Consider the following 23,786-nt stretch of genomic DNA (forward strand, 5'->3'; position numbering starts at 1 on the left):
CATGCAGAACCCGTTGACCCCCGAGGTCCTGGCCGATCCGGTGGCGCTGACCCGCGCCCTGGTCGACATCGAGTCGGTATCCCTCAACGAGAAGGCCGTCGCCGACTGCGTGGAGGAGGTGCTGCGCGGTGTGCCGCACCTGACCACCTACCGGCACTCGAACACCGTGATGGCCCGTACCGACCTGGGCCGGGCGCAGCGCGTGGTGCTCGCCGGCCACCTGGACACCGTTCCGCTCAACGGCAACTTCCCCTCGACCATGCGCGGCGACCTGATGTACGGCTGCGGCACCTCCGACATGAAGTCCGGGGTGGCGTTCGCGCTGCACCTGGCGGTGACGCTGCCCGACCCGCGCTACGACGTCACGTACTTCTTCTACGAGGCCGAGGAGATCGAGTCGAAGTACAACGGCCTGACCCTGGTCGCGCAGAGCCACCCCGACTGGCTGGAGGCCGACTTCGCGGTGCTGCTGGAGCCGACGTACGGGATCGTCGAGGCGGGCTGCCAGGGCACCATGCGGGCGGTGGTCACCACGCACGGCGAGCGGGCCCACGCGGCGCGCTCCTGGCACGGGGTGAACGCCATTCACGGCGCGAGCGAGGTGCTGCGGCGGCTGACCACGTACGAGGCCCGCCGGGTGACGATCGAGGGCTGCGACTACCGCGAGGGCCTCAACGCGGTACGGATCACCGGCGGGGTGGCCGGCAACGTCATCCCCGACCGCTGCGAGATCGAGATCAACTACCGGTACGCCCCGGACCGCGACCCGGCGGGCGCCGAGGCGCACCTGCGCGAGGTCTTCGCCGGCTTCGAGCTGGAGGTCACCGACGCGGCGGCCGGCGCCCCGCCCGGGCTGGAGAGCCCGGCGGCGCAGGAGTTCCTGGCGGCCGTCGGTGCCGCGCCGATCGGAAAGCTGGGCTGGACGGACGTGGCGCGGTTCGCGGCCATGGGCATCCCGGCGCTGAACTTCGGCCCCGGCGACCCGAACCTGGCGCACCACAAGGACGAGCACGTCGAACTGACCAAGATCCGGGACGGCGCGGCGACGCTGCACCGCTGGCTGGCCCCGGCCTGACGCGCGGCGGTCACCGGGGCCCGCGCCCGCCGCGCGGGCCCCGGTGATCGTCAGACGGTCGTCGTCAGGGGTGCTTCCGCCTCGCCGGTCTCGCCGGTCAGGTCGGACCGGTGGGTCTCCATCATCCGGGCGCGGCGGCGCTCGGCCACCACGTCACGGATCCGCCGCTGCATCTGACGGCGGATCCGGATCATCTCGCTGTTACTGATCAACGCTGGCTCCTCCCCCGAAGGCGCGTCGCCCGGGGTATACCGGGTATGTGAATAGTAAGACGTACGTGCGACCGAATTAGTTGCCCGGATCCCAAAGATTTCTCCGGCTCCCGGGCCTGCGCGCCGGGCCGGAGCCGCTCCACTACGGTGACCCCATGGGCGAGAGCAGGGGAATGTCGGCCGGGGACGGCCGACGGGAGGAGCGGAACCGGGGAGAACGGCACCGCGGTGCGGTTACGCTGCGCAACCGGGCGATTCCGACGAGTACGGCCGATCAGCGGCTGCTCGACTCCCGGGGACGCAGCGACTGGAAGACCAAGGACGCCTGGCGCGCGCTGCGGATCCTCTCCGAGTTCGTCGAGGGCTTCGACACCCTCGCCGACCTGCCCCCGGCGGTGAGCGTCTTCGGCTCCGCCCGCAGCAAGCCGGACAGCCCGGAGTGCCGGATGGCCGAGGAACTGGGCGGCGCACTCGCCCGGGCCGGGTACGCGGTGATCACCGGCGGCGGTCCCGGCGTGATGGAGGCCGCCAACCGGGGTGCCGGTGAGGCCGGCGGCCTCTCCGTCGGGCTCGGCATCGAGCTGCCGTTCGAGCAGGGCCTCAACGACTGGGTCGACCTGGCCATCGACTTCCGCTACTTCTTCGCCCGCAAGACGATGTTCGTCAAGTACGCCCAGGCGTTCGTGGTGCTCCCCGGCGGCTTCGGCACCCTGGACGAGCTGTTCGAGGCGCTCACGCTGGTGCAGACCGGCAAGGTGACCCGCTTCCCGGTCGTGCTGATGGGCACCGACTACTGGCGCGGGCTGCTCGACTGGCTGCTCGCCACCATGGCCACCGAGGGCAAGATCGGCCCGTCCGACCTCGACCTGATCCGCCTCACCGACGACGTCAACGAGGCGGTCCGGCACATCGTCGAGGCCGAGGCGGTGCTCTCCGCCGAGCAGGAGGCGGTCCGCGAGGAGGCGGTCGCCCGGGTGGCCGCCGACCAGCGAGCCGCCGCCGAGGCCGCCCCCGAGGGCCCGGCGGGACGGAGCTGACCCGTGGCCAACGTCTGTGTCTTCTGCGCGTCCTCCCGCATTCTCGACGCCCGCTGGCTGGCGCTCGCCACCGAGACCGGTGAGGAACTGGCCCGGCGCGGCCACACGCTGGTCAGCGGCGGCGGCTGCGTCGGGATGATGGGCGCCGTGGTGCAGGGCGCGCGGGCGGCCGGCGGTCGCACCATCGGCGTCATCCCGCAGTCCCTGGTCGACCTGGAGGTCGCCGACCTGGACTCCGACGAGCTGCTGGTGACCGACAGCCTGGCCAGCCGCAAGACGCTGATGGACGAGAAGTCCGACGCGTTCGTGGCGCTGCCCGGCGGCCTCGGCACGCTCGACGAGCTGTTCGAGGTCTGGACCACCGCCACCCTGGCCCTGCACGCCAAGCCGATGGTGATCGTCGACGTGGACGGCTTCTACCGGCCGCTGCTCGACTGGATCCGCGGGCTCGGCGAACAGCGGTTCCTCAAGCCGGCAGCGCTGGACCTGTTGATGGTGGCCGACAGCGTCCCCGCCGCGCTCGACCTGATCGACGCCCGCCTCACCTGACGCGCGCCCGGGTCGGCCCGTCCTTGTTCACCACCGTCTCGGCGGGCTTGATCGACACCGCTTGGGGGCTTGATCGACACCACTTCCCGGAGAGCTTGATCGACACCATTTCGGGGAGGTGGTGGTGTCCGGGCCGGTGCGATGTGGCCACCTCGCCGTAATGGTGTTGATCTAGGGGTGGGATGCCCCCACTTCGCCGAGGTGGCGCGGACGCCTGGGGTCGGGCGTGGGGGAGTGTCGTTTGTTGGAGTGGCGCGGTTCGGTGTGTGTGTGCTCGGCCGGTCGGGCTTGTTGAACACCGTCGCGGGGCGGGCTTGATCGACACCGCTTGGGGCTTGATCGACGCCATTTCGGGGAGGTGGTGGTGTCCGGGCCGGTGCGATGTGGCCACCTCGCCGTAATGGTGTTGATCTAGGGGTGGGATGCCCCCACTTCGCCGAGGTGGGCGTGAACGCCTGAGAGACGGGTGTGTGGCAGAGCCGGGCAGTGGTGCACGCCGCGGTCAGGTGAGCTGGTGACGGCGGGTCGGCGGTCGGTTTCCGGGTGTCGTACCGGCGTGGTGGGATGTCTGTGATGCAGGCGTACCGGTTGGTGCGCCGGCCCGGCGGCGCGGGGGCGGGGGTCACCCACGACGCCGGGGCGGGGCAGGGGGTGGGTCGGTCCGGTGGATCGGCCGATGCGGAGCCGCGATCCGGGGGGTCGGCGGGCGATGCCGCGCACCCGCAGACCACCGTGCACCCGCAGACCGCCGCGCACCCGCAGACCGCCGCGCACCCGCAGACTGCCGCGCCGCCCGAAGGCGCTTCGCCGCAGAACGAGACCGGCGCGTCGCCACCGTCGGCTGCTTCCGCGGGGATCGGGGCCGGGGCCGGCACGAACGTTTCGTGCCGGGTCGATCCGGTGCAGGCCGAGGTGGTCGCGCACACCGACGGGCCGATGCTCGTCGTGGGCGGTCCCGGCACCGGCAAGACGACGACGCTCGTCGAGGCGGTCGCGGCCCGCGTGGCCGAGGGCGTCGACCCGGAGCGGATCCTCGTGCTCACCTTCGGCCGGCGGGGCGCCACCGAACTGCGCCACCGGATCGAGGCGCGGATCGCCGGGAACGGACACCGCGTGGTCCGCGAGCCGCTGGTGCGTACGTTCCCGGCGTACGCCTTCGGGCTGCTGCGCCGCGCGGCGGCCGAACGCGGCGAGCCCTCGCCCCGGCTGCTCACCGGCCCCGAGCAGGATCTGATCATCCGCGAGCTGCTCGACGTGGTGGGGGAGGAGCCCGGCGACGACCCGGTCGGCTGGCCGGAGGACCTGCGCCCCGCGCTGCGTACCCGGGCGTTCGCCCAGCAGCTCCGCGACCTGCTGATGCGTGCCGCGGAGCGCGGCGTCGGCCCGGTCGAGCTGGCCCGGCTGGGGGAGAAGCTGGGCCGCGCCGACTGGCCGGCCGCAGCGCGCTTCCTGCGGGAGTACGTCGCCGTGCTCGCCCTGCGCGACGTGAGCAACCGGGGTTCGGTCGCGTACGACCCGGCGGAGCTGGTGCGCGCCGCCACCGGCATGCTGCTCGACGACCCCGAGCTGCTCGCCGCCGAGCGCCGTCGACTGACCCACGTGTACGTCGACGAGTTGGCCGACACCGACCCGGCCCAGCTCGACCTGCTCGCCGTGGTGGCCGGCGGCGGCCGGTCCCTCGTCGCGTTCGCCGACCCGGACTCGTCCACGTACGCGTTCCGCGGCGCCGACCCGGCGGGCGTCACCACGTTCCCGCACCGCTTCCGCACCGCCTCCGGTGCGCCGGCAGCCCAGGTCACGCTCACCACCTCGTACCGGGCCGGGCCGGAACTGCTGGCGGCCACCGCTCGGCTGGCCCGCCGGCTGCGCGGTCCGGCGGCGCACCGGCGGCTGCGCCCGCTTCCCGGCGCGCCGGCCGGAACGGTGGAGGTACGGACGTTCCGGTCCGCCACCAGCGAGTCGGCCTGGCTGGCGCACGCGTTGCGCGAGGCGCACCTGCTCGACGGCGTGCCGTGGTCCCGGATGGCGGTGCTGGTCCGCTCCACCGGCCGGCAACTGCCGTCGCTGCGGCGCGCGCTGCACACGGCAGGCGTACCGACCGTCGTGCACGGCGAGGACCTGCCGCTGCACCTCCAGCCGGCGGTCGCCCCGCTGCTGCTCCTGCTGCGCTGCGCGCTCGAACCCGGCCGGCTGGACGAGGAGGCGGCGGTCGCGCTGCTGCACTCGCCGCTGGGCGGGGCCGACCCGCTGGCCGAGCGGCGGCTGCGTCAGGGGCTGCGGGCGCTGGCGCTGGCCGGCGGCGACCGCCGTCCGTCCGGGGAGCTGCTGGTGGAGGCGCTGCGCGACCCGGCGGAACTGGCCACCATCGAGCGCCGCTGGGCGGCGCCCGCGCAAGCCGTGGCGCACCTGCTCGCGACCGCCCGGGAGACGGCCGGCCGGCCCGGCGCCACGGTCGAGGACGTGCTCTGGGCGGTGTGGCGGGAGAGCGGGCTGGCCGAAAGCTGGGCCGGGGCGATCACCAGGGGGCGGGCGGCCACCGGCGAGCACGAGACCGCCCAGCGCTGGCGGGCCGAGGCCGCCGACCGTGACCTGGACGCGGTGCTCGTCCTCTTCGACGCGGCGGCCCGGTTCACCGACCGGCTGCCGGGCGCGCGTACCGAGGTGTTCCTCGACCACGTCCTCGGGCAGGAACTGCCCGCCGACACACTCGCCGCCGCCGCCGACCGGGGCGACGCGGTACGCCTGCTCACCGCGCACGCCGCCAAGGGGCTCGAGTGGGATCTGGTCGCGGTGGCCGGGGTGCAGGAGGGCGTCTGGCCGGACCTGCGCCTGCGCGGCAGCCTGCTCGGCTCGGAGCGGCTCGTCGACGTGCTCGCCGGCCGCGCCGACGGTGCCGGACTGCGGGCCAGCCTGGTCGGGCAGACGTCCGCGCTGCTGGACGAGGAGCGACGACTGTTCCACGTGGCGATCAGCCGGGCCCGGCGGCGCCTGCTGGTCACCGCTGTCGCGTCCGCCGCCGTCGGCGGGGACGACCACGAGGAGCAGCCGAGCCGCTTCCTGCACGAGCTGGCCGCCGCCGACCCACCCGCCACCGGCGGTGGCGGCCCGGACCCGACCGGTCCGGCCCCGAACGGCCCCGGCCCGGCCGGGAACGGCCCGACAGGTACGGCCACGCGCGGGCGATCTGCGGACGGGCCGGTGCCGCACGGGGACGAGCATCCGCAGGACGGGCCGTCCGCCGCGCTCCCGGTCACCCTGCCGCCGCGAGGGCTCACGCTGTCAGCGCTGGTGGCGGAGCTGCGTACCGCCGTCACCGACCCGGCGACGCCGATCACCCGGCGGCACGCGGCGGCGGGTGAGCTGGCGCGGCTGGCCGCCGCCGGGGTGCCCGGCGCGCACCCGGAGGACTGGTGGGGGTTGCGCGGCCTCTCCGACGACCGGCCGCTGGTCGACGAGGGCGAGCCGGTGCGGGTCACCCCGTCGGCGATGGAGAGCGCGTTGCGGTGCAGCCTGCGCTGGCTGCTGGAACGGCACGGCGGCAGCGGGCCGGCCAGCGCCGCGCAGGGCGTCGGCAACCTGGTGCACGCCGCCGCGATGCTCGCGGAGGACGCCAGCGTCGACCGGGAGGCGTTGCTGGAGTACGTGGCCGCCCGGTTCGACGCGATCGAGCTGGCCGCCCGGTGGATGGCCGGTCCGGAGCGGCAGCGCGCCGAGGCGATGGTGGACAAGCTGCTGCGCTGGCTGGCCGGCAACCCGCGCCGGCTGCTCGCGATCGAGCACGAGTTCGCGGTCCGCCTCGACGACCCGGCCCGCCCGATCGAGCTGACCGGCCGGGTCGACCGGCTGGAGGTCGACGACGAGGGGCGGCTCGTGGTGATCGACCTGAAGACCGGCAAGTCGACTGCTGTCACCGAGCGGGAGGTGGCCGAGCATCCGCAGCTCGGCGCGTACCAGGCGGCCGTGGAGGCGGGCGGGTTCGCCGAGTTCGGCGAGGAACCGGGCGGGGCCGCGCTGGTGCAGCTCGGCACCGGTGCGCGGGACGCCAAGGAGCAGACCCAGGCCGCGGCCGGGGAGGGGCCGGAGGCCGGGTGGGCCACCGCGCTGGTGCGCCGTACCGCGGACACGATGGCCGCCTCGACGTTCGCCGCCGTGGCCAACTCCAAGTGCCGGGTCTGCCCGGTACGCACCAGCTGCCCGGTCTCCGGCCAGGGCCGCCAGGTGGTCGAGCCGCCCCCGGAGAGTCAGCCGTGAGCGCGAGGAGTGAGCCGGTTTTGCGAGCCCCGCAGTCGCGAACAAGGACCGGACCATGAGCGTTCAGCCGGCGCTGTTCGGCGCCTCCGCCACGCCCGCGCCGCGTACCGCCGACGCCGGACCCCGCTACACGCCCGTCGAGCTGGCCCGGCTGCTGCGGCTGCCGGCGCCCACCCGGGAACAGGCCGCGATCATCGCCGCGCCGGTGGAGCCGCTGCTGGTGGTCGCGGGCGCCGGCTCGGGCAAGACCGAGACGATGGCCGCGCGGGTGATGTGGCTGGTCGCCAACTCCTACGTACGCCCCGAGCACATCCTCGGCCTCACCTTCACCCGCAAGGCGGCAGGTGAGCTGGCACACCGGGTCCGCACCCGGCTCGACCAGCTCATCCGGCGGCTCGGCCGGCCGGGGCGGGATCCGCACGACGACCCGCTGGCGGGCGAGCCGACCGTGTCCACGTACCACTCGTACGCCGGGCGGATCGTCACCGAGCACGGGCTGCGCGCCGGATACGAGCCGACCACCCGGCTGCTCACCGAGGCGTCCCGCTGGCAGCTCGTCGACCTGCTGGTGCGCAACTACGACGGCGACATGTCCGAGGTGGACCGGATGCCGTCGACCATCACCGACGCCGTGCTGGCGCTCGCCGGTGAGCTGGACGAGCACCTGGTCGACCCGGACGAGCTGGCCGCCTGGACCGGCCGGTTCTTCGCCGACGTGCAGTCCCGGCCCGGCCGGGTCTACGCCGACGTGCGCAAGGCGCTCCAGCTCCAGCGGACCCGGCTGAAGCTGCTGCCGCTGGTGCGCGCGTACGCCCGGCGCAAGGACGACTTCGAGGCGATGGACTTCGCCGACCAGCTCGCCCGCGCGGCCCGGGTGGCCCGCGACCATCCCGGCGTCGGGGTGATCGAGCGGGACCGGTTCCGGGTGGTGCTGCTGGACGAGTACCAGGACACCAGTCACGCCCAGGTGGTGCTGCTCAACGCGCTGTTCGGCGGCGGCCACCCGGTCACCGCCGTCGGCGACCCGTGCCAGTCCATCTACGGCTGGCGGGGGGCCAGCGCCGGCACGCTCGACCGGTTCCCGGCCGAGTTCGCCCGCACCGACGGCAGCCCCGCCGACGTGCTCAGCCTGACGACGAGCTGGCGCAACCGGCCGGAGATCCTCGGTGTCGCCAACACGCTGTCGGTGCCGCTGCGGGCGGCCGGCGCGCGGGTGCCGGAACTGCACGCCGCGCTCAGCGTCCGCGATCCGATCCCGCACCGCACGCCGGGCGGGCAGGCGGGCGGCACCGTGCACTGCGCGCTGCTGGAGACGTACGCCGACGAGGCCGACTGGATCGCGGACAGCGTGCTGGCGGCCTGGCGGGGCGCGGCCGGCATGCCCGGCGCGCTGCCCGAGCACATCCCCGCCGACCGTCGCCCGACCACTGCGGTGCTGGTGCGGCTGCGCAGCCAGATCCCGGCGATCGAGGCGGCGTTGCGTGCCCGCGGGCTGCCTGTCGACGTGGTCGGCCTGGGTGGGCTGCTGGACACCCCCGAGGTACGGGACGTGGTGTGCACGCTGCGCGTGCTCGCCGACCCGACCGACGGGGCGGCGCTGCTGCGGCTGCTCACCGGCGCGCGCTGGCGGATCGGCCCGCGTGACCTGGTCGCCCTGCACCGCCGCGCCCGCGCGATCGCCCGCAGCCGCCGGGAGCTGACCGGCGACGAGGGCCCGGAGATCACCGTGGACGCGCTGGACGAGGCCACGCTCGTGGAGGCGCTTGCGGATCTGGGGCCGGCGCAGGCGTACTCGGCCGAGGGCTACGCGCGGCTGCGCTCGTACGGGATGGAGCTGGCGCTGCTGCGCTACCGGCTGGACCAGTCGCTGCCGGAGCTGATCGCGGACATCGAGCGGACCATCGGGCTCGACGTCGAGGTGGCGGTCCGGGCCGGCCGGGACGGCGCGGGCGACGCCGGGCTGGCCCGCGCCCACCTGGACGCGCTCGGCGACGTGGCGGCCCGGTTCAGCGGCGAGACGCCCGGCGCGACGCTCGCCGGTTTCCTCGCCTACCTGGCCGCCGCCGAGGACGAGGAGCGCGGGCTGGCGCCCGGCGAGGTGGAGGTGGTGGCCGGCGCGGTGCAGGTGCTCACCGCGCACGCCGCGAAGGGCCTGGAGTGGGACGTGGTGGCGGTGGCCGGGATGACCCGGGGCGCCTGGCCGGGGCCGGTCCGCAACTCCGACCACTGGCTGGGCGGGCTGGGCGTGCTGCCGTTCCCCTTGCGCGGCGACGCGGACGGGCTGCCGGAGCTGGGCCTGCCGGAGGCGGAGGACCAGCGTGGCGTGGCCCGGGCGTTGACCGACTTCACCGACGCCTGGCGGGCGCACGACGAGCGGGAGGAGCGCCGGCTGGCGTACGTGGCGGTGACCCGCCCCCGACGGCTGCTGCTCTGCTCCGGCTACTGGTGGGGGGAGGGGACCAAACGGTTCCGCGGCCCGTCGGTGTTCCTGCGGGAGGTGCACGACGCCTGCCTGGCCGGTGCGGACGGGCACGTGGTGGACGCCTGGACGCCCGAGCCGGCCGGGGACGCGGTGAACCCGACCACCGAGACGGTGTTGCGGGCCGAGTGGCCGGCCGACCCGCTCGGCACCCGCCGGCCCGCGCTGACCGAAGCGGCGGCGCTGGTCCGCCGGCACCTGGCCGACCCGGAGACGGCCCGCCGCGAGGCGGCAGTGCTCGCCACCACGGGAGCGGCGGAGGACGCCGAGGTGGCCCGCTGGCGGCGCGAGGCCGATCTCCTGCTCGCCGAGCGGGCGGAGCTGGCCCGGCAGGCCGAGGCGGTCGAGGTCGCTCTACCCGGCCAGATGTCGGTGACCCAGCTCGTGGCGTTGCGCCGCGACCCGGAGGCGCTGGCCCGGACGCTGCGCCGCCCGATGCCGACCGAGCCGAACCCGTACGCCCGGCGCGGCACCGCGTTCCACGCCTGGCTGGAGCAGCGCTTCGGCGCGGACCGGCTGCTCGACGTGGACGAGCTGCCCGGCGCGGCGGACGAGGACGCGGCCCCGGACGAGGCGCTCGTCGAGTTGCAGGAGCGCTTCCTGGCCGGCGAGTGGGCCGACCGGGTGCCGGTGGAGGTGGAGGTGCCGTTCGCCACCGTCATCGCCGGCGTCGTGATCAGGGGGCGGATGGACGCCGTGTTCGCCCGGCCGGGCGGGCGCTACGACGTGGTCGACTGGAAGACCGGGCGGCAGCCGGCCGGCCGGGAGGCCGACGCGGCGGCGGTGCAGCTGGCGGTCTACCGGCTGGCCTGGGCGGAGCTGGCCGGGGTGCCGGTGGACCGGGTCGGCGCCGCGTTCCACTACGTGCGGGACTCCGCGACGGTCCGTCCGGCCGACCTGCTCGACGCCGAGGGGCTGACCGCGTTGGTCGCCGCCGTGCCGGAAATCCCGGGGGATCTCCCGGAGCGCGCGAATCCGTGATACGTTGGCCGGGTTGCAGTTTTGGTTTCCAGAGACTCTGTGTGCGCCTGGCGGATTGTGGCCCCAGGCGCTCTTTGTTGTGTCCGGAGTTCTCCGGGCGGGGCGACCAGCAGCGACAGGCACGCCGCGTATTCCACGCGCGGTGTGCTCCTCTCCGGCCCGCAACACGTGCGGGCCGACCGTTCCGTCAAGGAGACGAAACACATGGCAATTGGCACCGTCAAGTGGTTCAACGCTGACAAGGGCTTCGGCTTCATCACCCCGGACGACGGCGGCGCCGACGTCTTCGCCCACTTCTCGGCGATCCAGACCTCCGGCTACCGGAGCCTGGACGAGAACCAGCGGGTCGAGTTCGAGGTGACCCAGGGCCAGAAGGGCCCGCAGGCGGAGAACATCCGCCCGCTCTGATCTTCGGATCAACCGGCACCACCATCGCGCCCCTTCGGGCGTGGTGCACGGGCCGGCCCGCCTCTGCCGGGCCGGCCCGTCCCTTTCGGTTCGTGCTTGTGACCACCGGTGACGCCGGTGACGCGCCGCTGTCCGGCGCCCTTCCTCGACACGTGCCGCGTCGAGGAAGGCTTTCCGCATGACCACGACCCTGCCCACGTTCGCCGCCACCGGCCTGGCTCCGGCGCTCGTCTCCGAGCTGGCCGCGCAGGGCATCTCCGCGCCGTTCCCGATCCAGGCGGCCACGATCCCGGACTCGCTGGCCGGCCGGGACGTGCTCGGCCGGGGCCGGACCGGCTCCGGCAAGACGCTCGCGTTCGGGCTGCCGCTGCTGCACCGTACGGCCGGTCGCCGGGCCCGCCCGGGCCGCCCGCTCGCGCTGGTGCTCGTACCCACCCGGGAACTGGCCGCGCAGGTGACCGACGCGCTCGCCCCGTACGCCGCCACGCTCGGCCTGCGCTGCGCCACTGTGGTCGGCGGGCTCTCGCTGGGCCGCCAGGCGGCCGCGCTGCGCGCCGGCGCCGAGGTGCTGGTGGCCACGCCGGGCCGGCTGCACGACCTGATCGACAGGGGGGACGCCCGGCTGGACCAGGTGGCCATCACCGTGCTGGACGAGGCCGACCAGATGGCCGACATGGGCTTCCTGCCGCAGGTGACGAAGCTGCTGGAGCAGGTCGCGCCGGGCGGGCAGCGGATGCTGTTCTCGGCCACCCTGGACCGCGGCGTGGACCGGCTGGTCCGCCGCTTCCTGACCGACCCGGTGACGCACTCCGTCGACCCGGGCACCGCCACCGTCACCGCGATGACACACCACGTACTGCACCTGGACGCGGAGGACAAGCCGGCCGCGCTGGCGCACATCGCCGCCCGCGAGGGCCGCACCATCGTGTTCATCGCCACCAAGCACCGCGCCGATCGGGTGGCCCGGCAGTTGCTCGCCAAGGGCGTACGCGCGGCGGCGCTGCACGGCGGCAAGTCGCAGCCGCAGCGCACCCGCATCCTGGAGCAGTTCCGCACCGGCCAGGTCACCGCGTTGGTGGCGACCGACGTGGCGGCCCGGGGCATCCACGTCGACGGGCTGGACCTGGTCGTCAACGCCGACCCGCCCACCGAGGCCAAGGACTACCTGCACCGGGGCGGCCGGACCGCGCGGGCCGGCGAGTCGGGCACGGTGGTGACGCTCGTCCTGCCGGACCAGCGCCGCGACGTCGCCCGGCTGATGAGCACCGCGGGCATCAACCCCAAGACCACGCGGGTACGCCCCGGCGACGGCGAGCTGACCCGGCTCACCGGCGCCCGGGAGCCCTCCGGCGTGCCGGTGACCATCACCGCGCCCGCCGCCGCGCACCCCGCCCCGGCGACCCGTCCTCGTCGGCGCCCGCGCCGCCGCTGACCGCGGCCCGCACCTGACCGGCGGTTCTCCGGTCGGGCAGAGCGGTCGCTCCTGAGTCGGGAATCAGTCGATGTTCGGTCGGCTGCCCGACTGTGCGACCGGAACCCGACGGTGATGCTGCTGCGCGGGGTACCGGTCGGGGGGTCGGCCGGACGCGGAGGGAGCGGTTCATGGCGGGGGAAGCCGGATCGGGCGGAGCGCGGGAAGTGCTGCTGGTTCTCGCGGTGGCGGGGGCCGGCCTGGCGCTCGCCGCGGTGGCCGCGTTCGGGCCGTGGCAGCCGTCCGACGGCGGCTCGCCGGATCGCGGCGCCGCCCGCAGCTTCACGCCCGGGATGAGCGCCCCGCAGACTCAGTAGACGCCCCGAAAAGGGGCGATGCCGGAACGGCCGGGCGCCTACGATGCGGCGGTGGACCCGTCGGTGACCGTTCGCAAGGCCCGGGCCGAGGACGCCGCCCGGATGGCACGCGTGCATGTCCGGTGCTGGCAGGAGACGTACCGCGGGCTCATGCCGGACGCGGTGCTCGACGATCCGGGCCTCCCGGCCTTCCGGGAGCGGTTCTGGATCGCCGCGTTGACCGACGAGCGCTACCGCGAGAACCGGGCGGCGGTGGCCGAGCGGCGAGGCGAGCTGGTGGGGATCGCGATGTCGGGCCCGCCGCTCGATGCCGAGGCGGCGTGGGCGCGGCAGTTGTACGTCCTCTACGTGCACGCGGCCGATCACGGCACCGGCGCCGGGCCGGCGTTGTTGCGGGCCGTCCTCGACCCGGCGGAGCCGGCGGCGCTGTGGGTCGCCGACCCCAACCCTCGTGCCCAGGCGTTCTACCGCCGGCACGGCTTCGAAGCCGACGGGACGACGCAGGTCCAGGACGGCGTACGCGAGATCCGCATGGTCCGCGACGGGCAGGTACGGCCGCCGACGTCGTGACCGGACGCGCGTCAGGGCGCCGTGGCCCGGTCGCTCAGCAGGTCGGCGAGCGTGGTCCGGTCCACGACCAGGGCGATCGCGCCGTCCACCGCCAGCCACACGTCCCGCAGGCCGGTGGCGACGCCGTGGTAGCCGGCCCGGTCGGCGGGGATGCCCCGGACGCTGGTGATCGCGCCACCGACAGCGCGCAGCACGTCGCCCACACTGATCTCGTCCGGTGGGCGGGTCAGCGCGTACCCGCCCTCGGTGCCGCGGTGGCTGTGCAGCAGCCCGGCCCGCCGCAGGTCGAGCAGGATTCCCTGGAGGAAGCTGAGCGGGATGTCCTGGCTCTCGGCCAGGCTCGCCGCCTTGACCAGCTCGCCGCCGCCGACCGCCGGGTCGCCGCTGGTGACGGCGGCGTCGGCGACGGCGAGCATGGCCCGGAGCGCGTAGTCGGCGCGCGCGGAGATGTACACGACGTCAGTTGCCGGCCTGGTCCAGCACGCCCCAGCGGCGGCGGATCGCCTTGTCGGCGGCCCCGAACGCGGTGTCCACGAGCAGGCCCACCACCAGGATGACGATCATGATGGCCATCAGGCGTGGCGCCTCGCTCAGCTCGCGTGCGTACGTGAGCTGAGCACCGATCGAGGTGCGGGTGGCGATGACCACCAGCAGCTCACCGGCCATCAGGCTGCGCCAGGCGAACGCCCAGCCCTGCTTGAGCCCGGCCACGATGGCCGGCAGCGCGGCCGGCGCGATCACGTACCGGTAGAGGTTGAGCCCCCGGGCACCGAGGTTGCGGCCGGCGCGGACCAGCAGCGGCGGCACGTAGTCCACGCCGTGGATGACGCCGTTGGCGACCGACGGCGCGGCGCCGAGCACCACCACGAAGAAGATCGCCTGCTCGCTGAGCTGGAACAGCAGGATGGCCAGCGGGAACCAGGCGATCGACGGCATGGTCTGCAACGCGGTGATCATCGAGCCGAGCGCGGCCCGGAGCACCTTGACCCGGGCCACGCCCAGGCCGAGCAGCAGACCGACCGCGACCGCGGCGGCGAACCCGACCGCCGCGCGCCGGGCGGTGGTCGCAAGGCCCTCCCAGAGCGCCGAGCTGAGCAGGTACTCCCCGAGGTCGCCGAAGACCACCGCCGGGCCGGGCAGCGCCCACGGCTCCTTCCACCCGGACCAGACCACCGCCTGCCAGATGGCGACGGCCAGCGCGAGCGCGGCGAACTTGGGCCAGGTGGCCGACCACAGGCGGCCTACCCGGGACGGGCCCTTCTCCCGGCCGGCGATCTCCAGGGCGTCGAGTCCGGAGATCTCCGCGTCGGTACGCGCCGACCCGGCGAGGGTGTCACTGGCCATGCCGGCCCACCTCCTTGCGCAGCCGGTCGGTGACCTCGGCGGCGATGGCCGAGACCTCCGGCGAGTCGATCCGCCGGGGGCGCGGCACGGCGACCTCGGTGGAGTAGATGATCCGGCCGGGCCGGCTGGAGAGCAGCACGATGCGGTCGGCGAGCCGGGCCGCCTCCCGGACGTTGTGCGTGACGAACAGGACGGTGAGCTTGCGCTCGGCCCAGATCCGCTCCAGTTCGTCGTGCAGGATGTCGCGGGTCATCGCGTCCAGCGCGCCGAACGGCTCGTCCATCAGCAGCACCGGCGTCTCCAGCGCGAGCGTGCGGGCCAGCGCGACCCGCTGCCGCATGCCGCCGGAGAGCTGGTGCGGCCGCTTACGGCCGAACTCGGACAGGTGGACCGTGCGCAGCAGCTCGGCCACCCGCTCCTTGCGCTGGTCACGGGGGAGCCCGCGCAGCTTCAGCGGCACCTCGACGTTGCCCTCGACGGTGAGCCAGGGGAACAGCGCCGGCTCCTGGAACATGAGTCCCGGGTTGACGCCCTCGCCCAATTCGATCGTGCCGCCGCTGGCCCGGTCCAGCCCGGCGACCAGGTTGAGCAGCGTGCTCTTGCCGCAGCCGGACGCGCCGACCATGCAGACGAACTCACCCGGGGCGACATCGAGCGACAGCCCGTCCAGCGCCAGGACCGCCTGCTCGCCCTGGCCGTACACCTTCGTCACGCCGCGCAGCGCGACCGAGCCGGTCGCGCTGCGCGGGGTCGTGCCGGTCGTCGTCACGGCTGGCTGACCTCGGCCTTGCCCTGCGTCTTGAGCACCTCGTTGAGGTACGTCAGGTCGTAGAGGCCGTTCAGGTCGACGGGCTGGGTCAGCCCGACCGCGACCGCGTGGTCCAGACCGGTCTTCAGCGACGACGGGATCGGGTCGTTCGTGAACTCCAGCGTCGGCCAGGCCTGCTTGATCAGCTTGAGGTCCAGCGGCTTGCCGGTGATCTTGCCGATGTGGTCGGAGATGGCCTGCTGCGCCTCGTCCGGCTTGGTGTTGACGAACTCGTTCGCCGCGACCTGGCCCTCGACCAGCTTCTTCACCACGTCCGGGTGCGCCTTGAGGAACTTGGTGCTGACCAGCAGGTTGGTGATGACGAACTTCTTGTCCGGCCACAGGTCGCGCTCGTCGACGAGCACCTTGCCGCCGGCGTTTACCAGCCGGGAGACGAACGGCTCGGGCACCCAGGCACCGTCGATGGCACCGCTGCCGAACGTCTCGATCGTCTGCGCGTTCTCCTGCGGCACGATCTTGACGTCGCCGCCGCCCTCCTTGGTGGTCTCCAGGCCCTTCTCCTTGAGCCAGAAGCGCAGCGCCACGTCCTGGGTGTTGCCGAGCTGCGGGGTGGCGATCTTCTTGCCGCGCAGCTGCTCCACCGAGGTGATGCCGGGCTTGACCACGAGCGCGACGCCGCCGGACGCGGCGCCGGAGACGACCCGGACCGCCTCGCCCTTGGACTTGGAGAAGGCGTTCACCGTCGGGTTCGGGCCGATGTACGTGGCGTCGAGCGCGCCGGAGAAGACGGCCTCGATGGCGGCCGGGCCGGCGTTGAACGTCTTGGTGTCCAGCTCGACGTCGCTGCCGAGCTTCTCGGCGAAGATCCCCTTCTCCACGCCGACCACTGCCGGGGCGTGCGTGATGTTGGGGAAGTAGCCCAGGCGCAGCGTCACCGGGCCGGACCCGGCGGCGGCGTCGCTGTCCTCGCCGCAGGCGGCGGTGGTGCCGAGTGTGGCCGCGCCGACCGCGGCCAGGGTCGCCAGGGTGACCAGGCGGCGCAGGGGAAGCCCTCTCATCGAATGTCCAATCCGCAGTATTCCTATTTAGTTGGTAGGAAGAGTGGGGCAAGCGGCCGTCGGCGTCAAGACCCGTCCCGCAACAGTCCACCGTTCGGCCAGGGCACACCGGCGATAGAGCCGGTGCCGAGGCGCTAGTGTCGATCTCGTGCCGACGCGGAGAGCGAAGATCCCAGCGACGAAGTACCCGGTCGAACGGTTCACCCTCGACAACGGCCTGCGCGTGGTGCTCACGCCGGACCGCAGCGCCCCGGTCATCGGGGTGGCGGTGGTCTACGACGTCGGCATCCGCTCCGAGCCCGAGGGACGCACCGGGTTCGCCCACCTCTTCGAGCACCTGATGTTCCAGGGCTCGGAGAACCTGGAGAAGCTGGCCCACTTCCGCCACGTCCAGGGCGCCGGCGGGACGTTCAACGGCTCCACCCACCTGGACTACACCGACTACTTCGAGACGCTTCCCGCGAACGCCCTGGAACGGGCGTTGTTCCTGGAGGCCGACCGGATGCGCGGCCCCCGGCTGACCGAGGAGAACCTGCGCAACCAGGTCGACGTGGTCAAGGAGGAGATCCGGGTCAACGTGCTGAACCGGCCGTACGGCGGGTTCCCCTGGCTGACGCTGCCCCCGGTGATGTTCGACACCTTCCCCAACGCGCACGACGGCTACGGCTCCTTCGTCGACCTGGAGTCGGCGACAGTGGCCGACGCCGCCGACTTCTTCCGCCGCTACTACGCCAGCGGCAACGCCGTACTCGCGGTCAGCGGCGACATCGACGTGGCCGAGGCGACCACGCTGATCGAGCGGCACTTCGGGGACGTGCCGGCCCGGCCCGCCCCGCAGCGGCCCGACTTCGCCGAGCCCGACCTGATCACCGAACGGCGCAGCACGTACACCGACGCGCTGGCCCCGCTCCCGGCGGTGGCCGGCGCGTGGCGGGTGCCCGACCCGGTCAGCGACTTCGCCGGCTACCTGCCGTACGTGGTGCTGGCCGAGGTGCTCACCGACGGCGACGCCTCCCGGCTGGTCGAGCGGCTGGTGCAGCGCGACCGGTCGGTCACCAGCCTCGGCGGATATCTCGGCTTCATGGGCGACCCGTTCGACGTCCGCGACCCCACCGCGCTGCTGCTCCAGGCGCACCTGCCGCCCGGCGGCGACGTGGACAAGGTGCTGCGCACCATCGACGAGGAGTTGGACCGGCTGGCGACCGGCGGGCTGACCGAGGGGGAGCTGGCGCGTACCCAGGCCCGGATGGCCACCCACCTGCTGCGCGACACGGACGCGGTGCTCGGCCGCGCGTTGCGGATGGCGGTGCTGGAACAGCAACGGGGCGAACCCGGCCTGCTCAACGACCTGCCCCGGCTGGTCGGCGAGGTGACCGAGGAACAGGTCCGCGCCGCCGCCGCCACCCTGCGGCCCGAGCGCCGCGCGGCAGTCGAGGTCGTCGCCGGAGGAGCCCGATGAGCACGAGTACGACCACCGCCACCACCGTCCGGCCACTGCCGGCACTCGGTCCGAACCGCCGCCTCAAGGTGCCCAAGCAGGCCGAGCGCACGCTTGCCAACGGCCTCACCGTGATCGCGGTACGCCGCTCCTCCGTACCGCTGGTCGAGCTGCGACTGTGGATGCCGTTCGGGCGCACCCACCTGGCCCGCGGCGCGATGCTGGCGCAGACCATGCTCTCCGGCACCGAGGCGCACAGCGCCACCGAGCTGGCGGCCGAGTTGCAGAAGGTCGGCGGCGGGCTGACCGCCGGCCTCGACCCGGACCGGCTGATGCTCTCCGGTGCGGGCCTGGTCACCGGCCTGGACCGGATGCTGGAGCTGCTCGCCGAGGTGCTCACCGGCGCCACCTACCCGGCCGACTGGGTGGAGACCGAGCGGGACCGCCTGGTCGACCGCATCCAGGTCGCCCAGAGCCAGCCGTCGCACCTGGCCCGTACCGCGCTGCTCAAGCGGGTGTACGGCCGGCACCCGTACGCGGAGCAGACCCCCGACCCGGACCAGGTCCGGGCGGTCCGCCCGGCCGCGTTGCGCCGGCTGCACGCCGAGCGGGTGCATCCGGCCGGCGCGGTGCTGGTGCTCGTCGGCGACGTGGCCCCGGAACGGGCGCTGGACGCGGCCGAGAAGGCGCTCGCCGGGTGGCGCGGTGACGGACACGTCGCCGAGCTGCCCCCGGCGCCGCCGCTGGAACCCGGGCCGTTGCTGCTGGTCGACCGGCCCGGCTCGGTGCAGTCCTCGGTACGCCTCGCGCTGCCCGCGGTGCCCCGTACCCACCCGGACCACGCCGCGTTGCAGCTCGCCAACCTGATCTTCGGCGGCTACTTCTCCTCCCGCTGGGTGGAGAACATCCGCGAGGACAAGGGCTACACGTACGGGCCGCACTCGCTCGTCGAGCACTCGGTGGCCGGTTCGCTGCTCGTCGCCGGCGCCGAGGTGGCCACCGAGGTGACAGCGGCGGCGCTGGTGGAGACCACCTACGAGCTGGGCCGCCTGGCGACGGTGCCGCCGAAGACCGACGAGCTGGAGCAGGCCCGTCAGTACGCGCTCGGCACCCTTCAGCTCGGCATGTCCACCCAGGCCGGTCTCGCGTCGCTGACCAGCGCGTACGCCGGCAACGGGCTGCGGCTGGACTTCCTCGCCGAGTACGCCGCCCGGCTGGCCGCCACGACGGTGGACGACGTGGCCGAGGTGGCCGCCCGCTACCTGGCCCCGGCACGCGCGGTCACGGTCGTGCTCGGCGACGCGGCTCGGGTGGCCGACTCGCTCGCCGCGCTGACACCGGTGCGTACGGAATCGGCATGAGCGGCGAACCCGCTCCGCCGCTGGCCCGGTCGACGCTCGACCGGGCCGCGCACCGGCGTACCGATCCGGCCTGGCTGACCGAGGCGTGGGAACGGGCAAGGGTGCTGGTGCTGGACTCCGCCGCCGAGGGGCGGGCGCTGGTCCGGGGCGCGTCGACCCCGCCGGAGCTGGTCCTGGTCGGCCCCGGTGAGCTGCCCGAGGTGCCCCGGTCGGTGCCGATGTTCCTCGGCGTCGAGCCGGACGGCGTGCCCGTGTTCGCGGTGGACGGGCCGCTGCCGGCGCTGCCGGACACCCGTCCGGCCCACCTGCGCGAGGTCGGCCACCTGATGACCGACCGGGACGCGGGCCTGTTCACCACCGCGCTGGCGCTGCTCAACTGGCACCTGCGGCACGGCTACTCGTCGACGACCGGCAAGGCGACGAGCGCCGACGAGGCCGGCTGGTCGCGGATCGACCCGGACGGCGGCCGGGTCTGGCCGCGTACCGATCCGGCCATGATCGTGCTGGTGCACGACGGGGTGGACGGCCCGGACGGCCGCTGCCTGCTCGGCAACAACGCGGCCTGGCCGCGCACCCCGGGACAGCGCCGCTACTCCTGCCTGGCCGGATACGTCGAGCCCGGCGAGTCGGCCGAGGCCGCCGTGCTGCGCGAGGTCCGCGAGGAGGTGGGCGTCCCGGTCGAGGAGATCGCGTACGTGGGCAGCCAGTCCTGGCCGTTCCCCGGCTCGCTGATGCTCGGCTTCCTGGCCCGCGCCGACGCGGACGCGCCGATCCGGGTCGACCTGGCCGAGATCGCGCACGCGCGCTGGTTCACCCGCCGGGAGATCGGCGCGGCGCTGGCGGGCGAGCCGGTGCCGGTGGGCGGGGGAGACCGGCTGGTCCTGCCGCCCCCGTCGTCGATCGCGTTGTTCCTGGTGCACCGCTGGCTCGACGGCCACTGCTGACCCCGGCCGACCTCGTCGGGTTGCCGTGTCTCGGTTGGTGCGGCGGCGCCAGTTCGGGGAAGTGGCGTGGTCGAGGGCGGTGGGATGCAGCCACCTCCCCGACCTGGCGAGGCCGGGCGGACTCGGGCCGGGGCGGACCCGGGCCGGGCGGACCCGGGGCGGGTGGAACGGGGGTGGGGACGCGGCCCCGACCCGGACCGTCGTTGCCGCGACGGTCGCGGGCCGGGAACACGTGCCGTCGAGGCCGGGTGAGGCGGGAAAACGGCGGGGGAGGCCGGTCCGGCCACGACGGACGTCAGCGTCCGGTCATCCACCGTCCCAGCAGTACGGGTGCCCGGGTGTGTGTTCCTCGATCGGCAGCACCTTGACCCGGTGCCGGCCCGCGCGTACCGCACCGACGGCGGACAGTGCGCGGGCGAGCAGGAGTGCGGCGTCCCGGTCCTCGGCGTGGACGACCTGGCGGCGGGGTTCGGGCGTGCACGTCTCGTCCCGCAGGCGGCCTCCGCCGGCCCAGGCGGCGGCGATGTCGGCGTCGGCGGCGGTGCGGATCTCGGTGCGGACGATCAGGAACCGCATGGTGTCCCCCGGACAATCGGCGGTTACACGCTGGAACTTCCACGTCACTCGCGCGTCATGTTACGCCGATGTGTCCGCCCGGCAAGGGGAACGCGCCAGCTCGACCGATCGGGGGATCCCAGGTCAGCACCGTCGTCGGGGGTGGACGCGCAAGGGGCCGCCGGCTCGCGCCGACGGCCCCCCGTGGTTCGCCGGATCAGTCCAGATCGAACTGACCGCTCTTCGTGCCGGCGAGGAAGCCGAGCCAACCGGCCCGGTCGAACAGCAGGACCGGTCCGCTCGGGTCCTTGCTGTCCCGCAGGGCCACGGTGCCCGGCCCGGAGCCGAGCGGTGCGACCTCCACGCAGTTGGAGGTCTGGCTGCGGGTGCTCTTGCGCCAAGCGGCGCCGGCGAGCCGCCCCGAGCGGGCGGTCGTGCTGGTGTGGATCTCGTTCATGGTGCTTGCTCCTGGTGAGGTGCTCCGATGGGACCGAGCGACGCCGGAGCGCGGGCGGTGTCCGTGCCGGATCACCGTTCCGTGGTGAGGCGCCCCGAGTCCCGGCGACGCTGGGCCGGCGCCGTTGCCGGCCCGTACGCCACCGTGGACTCGACTGCCGTGCCGGTCAGCCGCCCCGTCGCCTCGATCAACCAGGAGAGGGTGTCCGATGCGGAGAGTGCCGACGAGCATAGCCACTCGAACACCACTTTATAGCGATTTAGGGTGTTTACCTCGGTCGACATGACGTCGGTGAACCCACCTTCGATGGCGAGTGTCTCCGGATCGAGGGGATCGGCGAACCGGTAGACCGAGAACGCGGTCGGCGGAAGGTACCAGTCACCGACCCGGGTGTCCCGCAGCAGCAGACGCAGCGTCACGTTCGGCAGCAGCGCCATCTCGCACAGGTGGACGAGTTGCTCGTGCAGCACCTCCGGCGGCCCGGCCCGGCGGCCGAGCGCCGCCTCCTCCAGCACCGCCGTGTAGCGGGGCACGTCGGGGGAGCGGGTCAGCAGCGACTGGCGGGCCTGCCGCGCGCGTACCTCGGTCTCGGGATCCTCTGTCTCCGGGTCGCCGGCCTCGGCGGCGACCTGCGCGGCGGACAGGATCCGGTGCCGGGCGTACCCGGGCGTCTGCAGCAGCCCCGGCACCAGCACCGGGTTGTACTCGGAGATCTCCGCGCAACCCGCCTCCAGTTCGGCGAAGGCGCGCTGCTGCTGGGTCATCACCGGGAAGTTGCGCAGCCAACCGCGCATGTCGCCGGCCTCGTGGGTGATCCCGGTCAGTTCCGCGCGCTGCTCCTCGTCGGCGCCGTAGAGCGTCAGCAACACGTCCACGTCGTCCGGGTCGGGACGGCTGCGGCCGTTCTCCAGACGGGACAACTTGGATGCGGAGGCCCAGCCGATCCGCTCGATGACCTGGTCACCGGTCAGACCGGCCTGTTCGCGGAGCCGACGCAGCTCGATGCCGAGGCGACGACGGCGCAGAATCGGGCCTGGTGCGGCAGGAGGCACGGCGTCCTCTTTCCCGTCGACCGTCGCTTGACGCGACGGTAACTGTATGAAATTCGCCCCCCACGGTCAGTATGGACGGCGCGACCGGCGTCGGAGGCTCCGGCACGGGCGTGTCACGAGACAAAAAGAGGACCGTGGAGGGACCCCGATGCGCACCGTCCTGCGCCGCCCCGACTTCCGTCTCCTGTTCGCCGCGCTCGTCGCGAGCATGGCGGCGGAGTCGGTCCTGCTGCTCGCCCTGGCCGTCTGGGTCAAGGACCTGACCGGCTCGGACAGCATGGCCGGGGCGACCATCTTCGCGGTCATCGCGCCGATGGCGCTCGCCCCGCTGGTCGGCTGGGTGGTCGACCGCTACCGCAGGCGGCAGTTCTTCATCGCCGCCAACCTGGTCGCGGCAGTGCTGCTCGGCCCGCTGCTCACGGTCCGGGACCGGTCCGACGTCTGGGTGATCTACGTGGTCGCCGCGCTCTACGGGCTGTCGTACATCACGCTCACCGCCGTGCTCAACGGACTGATCCGGCACCTGGTTCCGGCCGACCTGCTCGCCGACGCGAACGGGCTGCTCCAGACCGTCCGGCAGGGCCTGCGGCTGATCGGGCCGCTGGCCGGGGCGGGTGTGTACGCCGCCGTGGGCGGCTGGCTGCTGGTCCTGCTCGCCATGACCGGCTTCGTCACCGCGGCGGCGGTGGTCGCGCGGCTGCGCGTGGAGGAGAGCACGCCGGCACGGCCGGATCGGCGCGGGCCGTCCGAACTGGGCGCGGGACTGCGCCACCTGACCGGCGAGCCGGCGCTGCGCCGGGCGCTGCTCGGGTACGGGCTCGGCTCGCTGGTGATGGGCTTCACCGAGTCGCTGATCTTCGCGTACGTCGATCTGGGCCTGCACCGCGACGCCGCGTTCGTCGGCGTGCTGGTCATGGTGCAGGGCGTCGGCGGGCTGGTCGGCGGCCTGTTCTCGGCCGCCGTGGTCCGCCGGTTCGGCGAGGTCGGCGCGCTCGCGGCGGGCGTGACGTTCTTCGGACCAGCAGCGCTGGCGCTGGCGTACCCCCGGTTGTGGCTCGGGGTGGTGGCGCTGCTGCTGGCCGGCCTGTCGCTGCCGCTGACCATGGTGGGGTTGAACACGCTGATCCAGCGGCGGACGCCACCGCGGCTGCTCGGCCGGGTCACTGCCGCGTCCGAGGCCCTGGTCAGCGGGCCGCAGGCGCTTTCCATCGGCACCGGCGCGCTGCTCGTCGGCGTGTTCGACTACCGGCTGCTGTTCGCTCTCGTCGGTGCCGTCACCACGGCGGCCGGCCTCTACCTGTGGCGGGGCCGCGGACTGACCGCGCCGGTCGCCGTGCCGGTACGGATCCCGTCACCACGCCGGCCGGCCGATGACGGGGTGCTCAGCCGCGGAGGCTCCTGACCGACGGCGAACGGCCGCACCCGGATCGGGTACGGCCGCTCGTGGTGTCGCGGGAG

21 protein-coding genes are annotated in these 23,786 nt (G+C 74.0%); 13 read left to right on the forward strand and 8 right to left on the reverse strand.

Going from position 1 to position 23,786, the window contains the following annotated elements; genetic code table 11:
• Position 1 precedes the first annotated feature (1 nt).
• Positions 2-1,075 carry a succinyl-diaminopimelate desuccinylase gene (gene dapE, locus IRY44_RS11790; protein ID WP_194800456.1) on the forward strand — a complete coding sequence of 358 codons (1,074 nt, stop codon included), beginning with the start codon at positions 2-4 and terminating at the stop codon, positions 1,073-1,075.
• Between the two features lie 50 nt (positions 1,076-1,125).
• On the opposite strand, the gene IRY44_RS11795 is transcribed toward dapE, so the two are convergent.
• Positions 1,126-1,287, reverse strand: a complete 162-nt coding sequence (locus tag IRY44_RS11795) for a hypothetical protein (protein ID WP_013288426.1) — start codon at positions 1,285-1,287, stop codon at positions 1,126-1,128.
• Between the two features lie 173 nt (positions 1,288-1,460).
• Here IRY44_RS11795 and IRY44_RS11800 point away from each other — a divergent pair, with 173 nt between their 5' ends.
• From IRY44_RS11800 to IRY44_RS11835, 8 genes are all read left to right on the forward strand, one after another.
• Positions 1,461-2,324 carry a TIGR00730 family Rossman fold protein gene (locus IRY44_RS11800; protein WP_370584928.1) on the forward strand — a complete coding sequence of 288 codons (864 nt, stop codon included), beginning with the start codon at positions 1,461-1,463 and terminating at the stop codon, positions 2,322-2,324.
• Positions 2,325-2,327: 3 nt separating this feature from the next.
• Positions 2,328-2,873 carry a TIGR00730 family Rossman fold protein gene (locus tag IRY44_RS11805; RefSeq protein WP_194800458.1) on the forward strand — a complete coding sequence of 182 codons (546 nt, stop codon included), beginning with the start codon at positions 2,328-2,330 and terminating at the stop codon, positions 2,871-2,873.
• Between the two features lie 936 nt (positions 2,874-3,809).
• Positions 3,810-7,124 carry an ATP-dependent helicase gene (locus tag IRY44_RS11810; RefSeq protein WP_370584929.1) on the forward strand — a complete coding sequence of 1,105 codons (3,315 nt, stop codon included), beginning with the start codon at positions 3,810-3,812 and terminating at the stop codon, positions 7,122-7,124.
• Between the two features lie 55 nt (positions 7,125-7,179).
• Positions 7,180-10,584, forward strand: a complete 3,405-nt coding sequence (locus IRY44_RS11815) for an ATP-dependent helicase (RefSeq protein WP_194800459.1) — start codon at positions 7,180-7,182, stop codon at positions 10,582-10,584.
• Positions 10,585-10,788: 204 nt separating this feature from the next.
• A complete protein-coding gene (locus IRY44_RS11820) occupies positions 10,789-10,992 on the forward strand; it encodes a cold-shock protein (RefSeq protein WP_013288421.1) in 204 nt (67 codons plus the stop codon).
• Between the two features lie 178 nt (positions 10,993-11,170).
• Positions 11,171-12,424, forward strand: a complete 1,254-nt coding sequence (locus tag IRY44_RS11825; protein ID WP_194800460.1) for a DEAD/DEAH box helicase — start codon at positions 11,171-11,173, stop codon at positions 12,422-12,424.
• Between the two features lie 206 nt (positions 12,425-12,630).
• Positions 12,631-12,780 (forward strand): hypothetical protein, encoded by a 150-nt coding sequence (locus IRY44_RS11830; protein WP_281600072.1) that lies wholly within the window; start codon positions 12,631-12,633, stop codon positions 12,778-12,780.
• A 51-nt stretch (positions 12,781-12,831) separates the two neighbouring features.
• Positions 12,832-13,350, forward strand: coding sequence for a GNAT family N-acetyltransferase (locus IRY44_RS11835; RefSeq protein WP_269697619.1), 519 nt, complete (start codon positions 12,832-12,834; stop codon positions 13,348-13,350).
• 11 nt (positions 13,351-13,361) lie between these two features.
• On the opposite strand, the gene IRY44_RS11840 is transcribed toward IRY44_RS11835, so the two are convergent.
• The 4 genes from IRY44_RS11840 to IRY44_RS11855 are packed head-to-tail and all read right to left on the reverse strand — an operon-like array spanning position 13,362 to position 16,521.
• A complete protein-coding gene (locus IRY44_RS11840; RefSeq protein WP_194800462.1) occupies positions 13,362-13,805 on the reverse strand; it encodes an Rrf2 family transcriptional regulator in 444 nt (147 codons plus the stop codon).
• Between the two features lie 4 nt (positions 13,806-13,809).
• A complete protein-coding gene (locus IRY44_RS11845) occupies positions 13,810-14,694 on the reverse strand; it encodes an ABC transporter permease (RefSeq protein WP_194800463.1) in 885 nt (294 codons plus the stop codon).
• Positions 14,684-15,463, reverse strand: a complete 780-nt coding sequence (locus tag IRY44_RS11850; protein WP_194800464.1) for an ABC transporter ATP-binding protein — start codon at positions 15,461-15,463, stop codon at positions 14,684-14,686. The genes IRY44_RS11845 and IRY44_RS11850 overlap by 11 nt, the downstream gene beginning before the upstream one ends.
• Positions 15,460-16,521 carry an ABC transporter substrate-binding protein gene (locus IRY44_RS11855; RefSeq protein ID WP_194800465.1) on the reverse strand — a complete coding sequence of 354 codons (1,062 nt, stop codon included), beginning with the start codon at positions 16,519-16,521 and terminating at the stop codon, positions 15,460-15,462. The genes IRY44_RS11850 and IRY44_RS11855 overlap by 4 nt, the downstream gene beginning before the upstream one ends.
• 148 nt (positions 16,522-16,669) lie before the next feature.
• Here IRY44_RS11855 and IRY44_RS11860 point away from each other — a divergent pair, with 148 nt between their 5' ends.
• The 3 genes from IRY44_RS11860 to nudC are packed head-to-tail and all read left to right on the forward strand — an operon-like array spanning position 16,670 to position 20,264.
• Complete coding sequence (locus IRY44_RS11860) at positions 16,670-17,980, forward strand: pitrilysin family protein (RefSeq protein WP_194800466.1); 1,311 nt, start codon at positions 16,670-16,672, stop codon at positions 17,978-17,980.
• Complete coding sequence (locus IRY44_RS11865; RefSeq protein WP_194800467.1) at positions 17,977-19,320, forward strand: pitrilysin family protein; 1,344 nt, start codon at positions 17,977-17,979, stop codon at positions 19,318-19,320. The genes IRY44_RS11860 and IRY44_RS11865 overlap by 4 nt, the downstream gene beginning before the upstream one ends.
• A complete protein-coding gene (gene nudC / locus IRY44_RS11870; RefSeq protein WP_194800468.1) occupies positions 19,317-20,264 on the forward strand; it encodes an NAD(+) diphosphatase in 948 nt (315 codons plus the stop codon). Before IRY44_RS11865 ends, nudC begins: the two co-directional genes overlap by 4 nt.
• Positions 20,265-20,570: 306 nt before the next feature.
• Here the strand turns inward: nudC and IRY44_RS11875 are convergent, their stop codons facing one another.
• The 3 genes from IRY44_RS11875 to IRY44_RS11885 form a co-directional block, all read right to left on the reverse strand.
• Entirely contained in the window at positions 20,571-20,840 is a 270-nt protein-coding gene (locus tag IRY44_RS11875) for a hypothetical protein (protein ID WP_194800469.1), read from the reverse strand.
• 196 nt (positions 20,841-21,036) lie between these two features.
• Entirely contained in the window at positions 21,037-21,276 is a 240-nt protein-coding gene (locus tag IRY44_RS11880; protein ID WP_194800470.1) for a DUF397 domain-containing protein, read from the reverse strand.
• 71 nt (positions 21,277-21,347) lie between these two features.
• Entirely contained in the window at positions 21,348-22,328 is a 981-nt protein-coding gene (locus IRY44_RS11885; protein ID WP_194800471.1) for a helix-turn-helix transcriptional regulator, read from the reverse strand.
• A gap of 148 nt (positions 22,329-22,476) precedes the next feature.
• Here IRY44_RS11885 and IRY44_RS11890 point away from each other — a divergent pair, with 148 nt between their 5' ends.
• The gene (locus IRY44_RS11890; protein WP_194800472.1) at positions 22,477-23,730 is read left to right on the forward strand and encodes an MFS transporter; all 1,254 of its coding nucleotides are present in this window, start codon (positions 22,477-22,479) and stop codon (positions 23,728-23,730) included.
• Positions 23,731-23,786: the final 56 nt, after the last annotated feature.

Origin of the sequence: Micromonospora sp. ANENR4 (assembly GCF_015354395.1) — a bacterium.
GTDB lineage: Bacteria > Actinomycetota > Actinomycetes > Mycobacteriales > Micromonosporaceae > Micromonospora > Micromonospora aurantiaca.

What these genes read in the sequence shown, in the direction of transcription:
- dapE (WP_194800456.1), top strand. Translation starts at nt 2, where the DNA reads ATGCAGAACCCGTTGACCCCCGAGGTCCTGGCCGATCCGGTGGCGCTG.
- IRY44_RS11800 (WP_370584928.1), top strand. Translation starts at nt 1,461, where the DNA reads ATGTCGGCCGGGGACGGCCGACGGGAGGAGCGGAACCGGGGAGAACGG.
- IRY44_RS11810 (WP_370584929.1), top strand. Translation starts at nt 3,810, where the DNA reads ATGCTCGTCGTGGGCGGTCCCGGCACCGGCAAGACGACGACGCTCGTC.
- IRY44_RS11815 (WP_194800459.1), top strand. Translation starts at nt 7,180, where the DNA reads ATGAGCGTTCAGCCGGCGCTGTTCGGCGCCTCCGCCACGCCCGCGCCG.
- IRY44_RS11820 (WP_013288421.1), top strand. Translation starts at nt 10,789, where the DNA reads ATGGCAATTGGCACCGTCAAGTGGTTCAACGCTGACAAGGGCTTCGGC.
- IRY44_RS11825 (WP_194800460.1), top strand. Translation starts at nt 11,171, where the DNA reads ATGACCACGACCCTGCCCACGTTCGCCGCCACCGGCCTGGCTCCGGCG.
- IRY44_RS11845 (WP_194800463.1), bottom strand. Translation starts at nt 14,694, where the DNA reads ATGGCCAGTGACACCCTCGCCGGGTCGGCGCGTACCGACGCGGAGATC.
- IRY44_RS11855 (WP_194800465.1), bottom strand. Translation starts at nt 16,521, where the DNA reads ATGAGAGGGCTTCCCCTGCGCCGCCTGGTCACCCTGGCGACCCTGGCC.
- IRY44_RS11865 (WP_194800467.1), top strand. Translation starts at nt 17,977, where the DNA reads ATGAGCACGAGTACGACCACCGCCACCACCGTCCGGCCACTGCCGGCA.
- nudC (WP_194800468.1), top strand. Translation starts at nt 19,317, where the DNA reads ATGAGCGGCGAACCCGCTCCGCCGCTGGCCCGGTCGACGCTCGACCGG.
- IRY44_RS11875 (WP_194800469.1), bottom strand. Translation starts at nt 20,840, where the DNA reads ATGCGGTTCCTGATCGTCCGCACCGAGATCCGCACCGCCGCCGACGCC.
- IRY44_RS11880 (WP_194800470.1), bottom strand. Translation starts at nt 21,276, where the DNA reads ATGAACGAGATCCACACCAGCACGACCGCCCGCTCGGGGCGGCTCGCC.
- IRY44_RS11890 (WP_194800472.1), top strand. Translation starts at nt 22,477, where the DNA reads ATGCGCACCGTCCTGCGCCGCCCCGACTTCCGTCTCCTGTTCGCCGCG.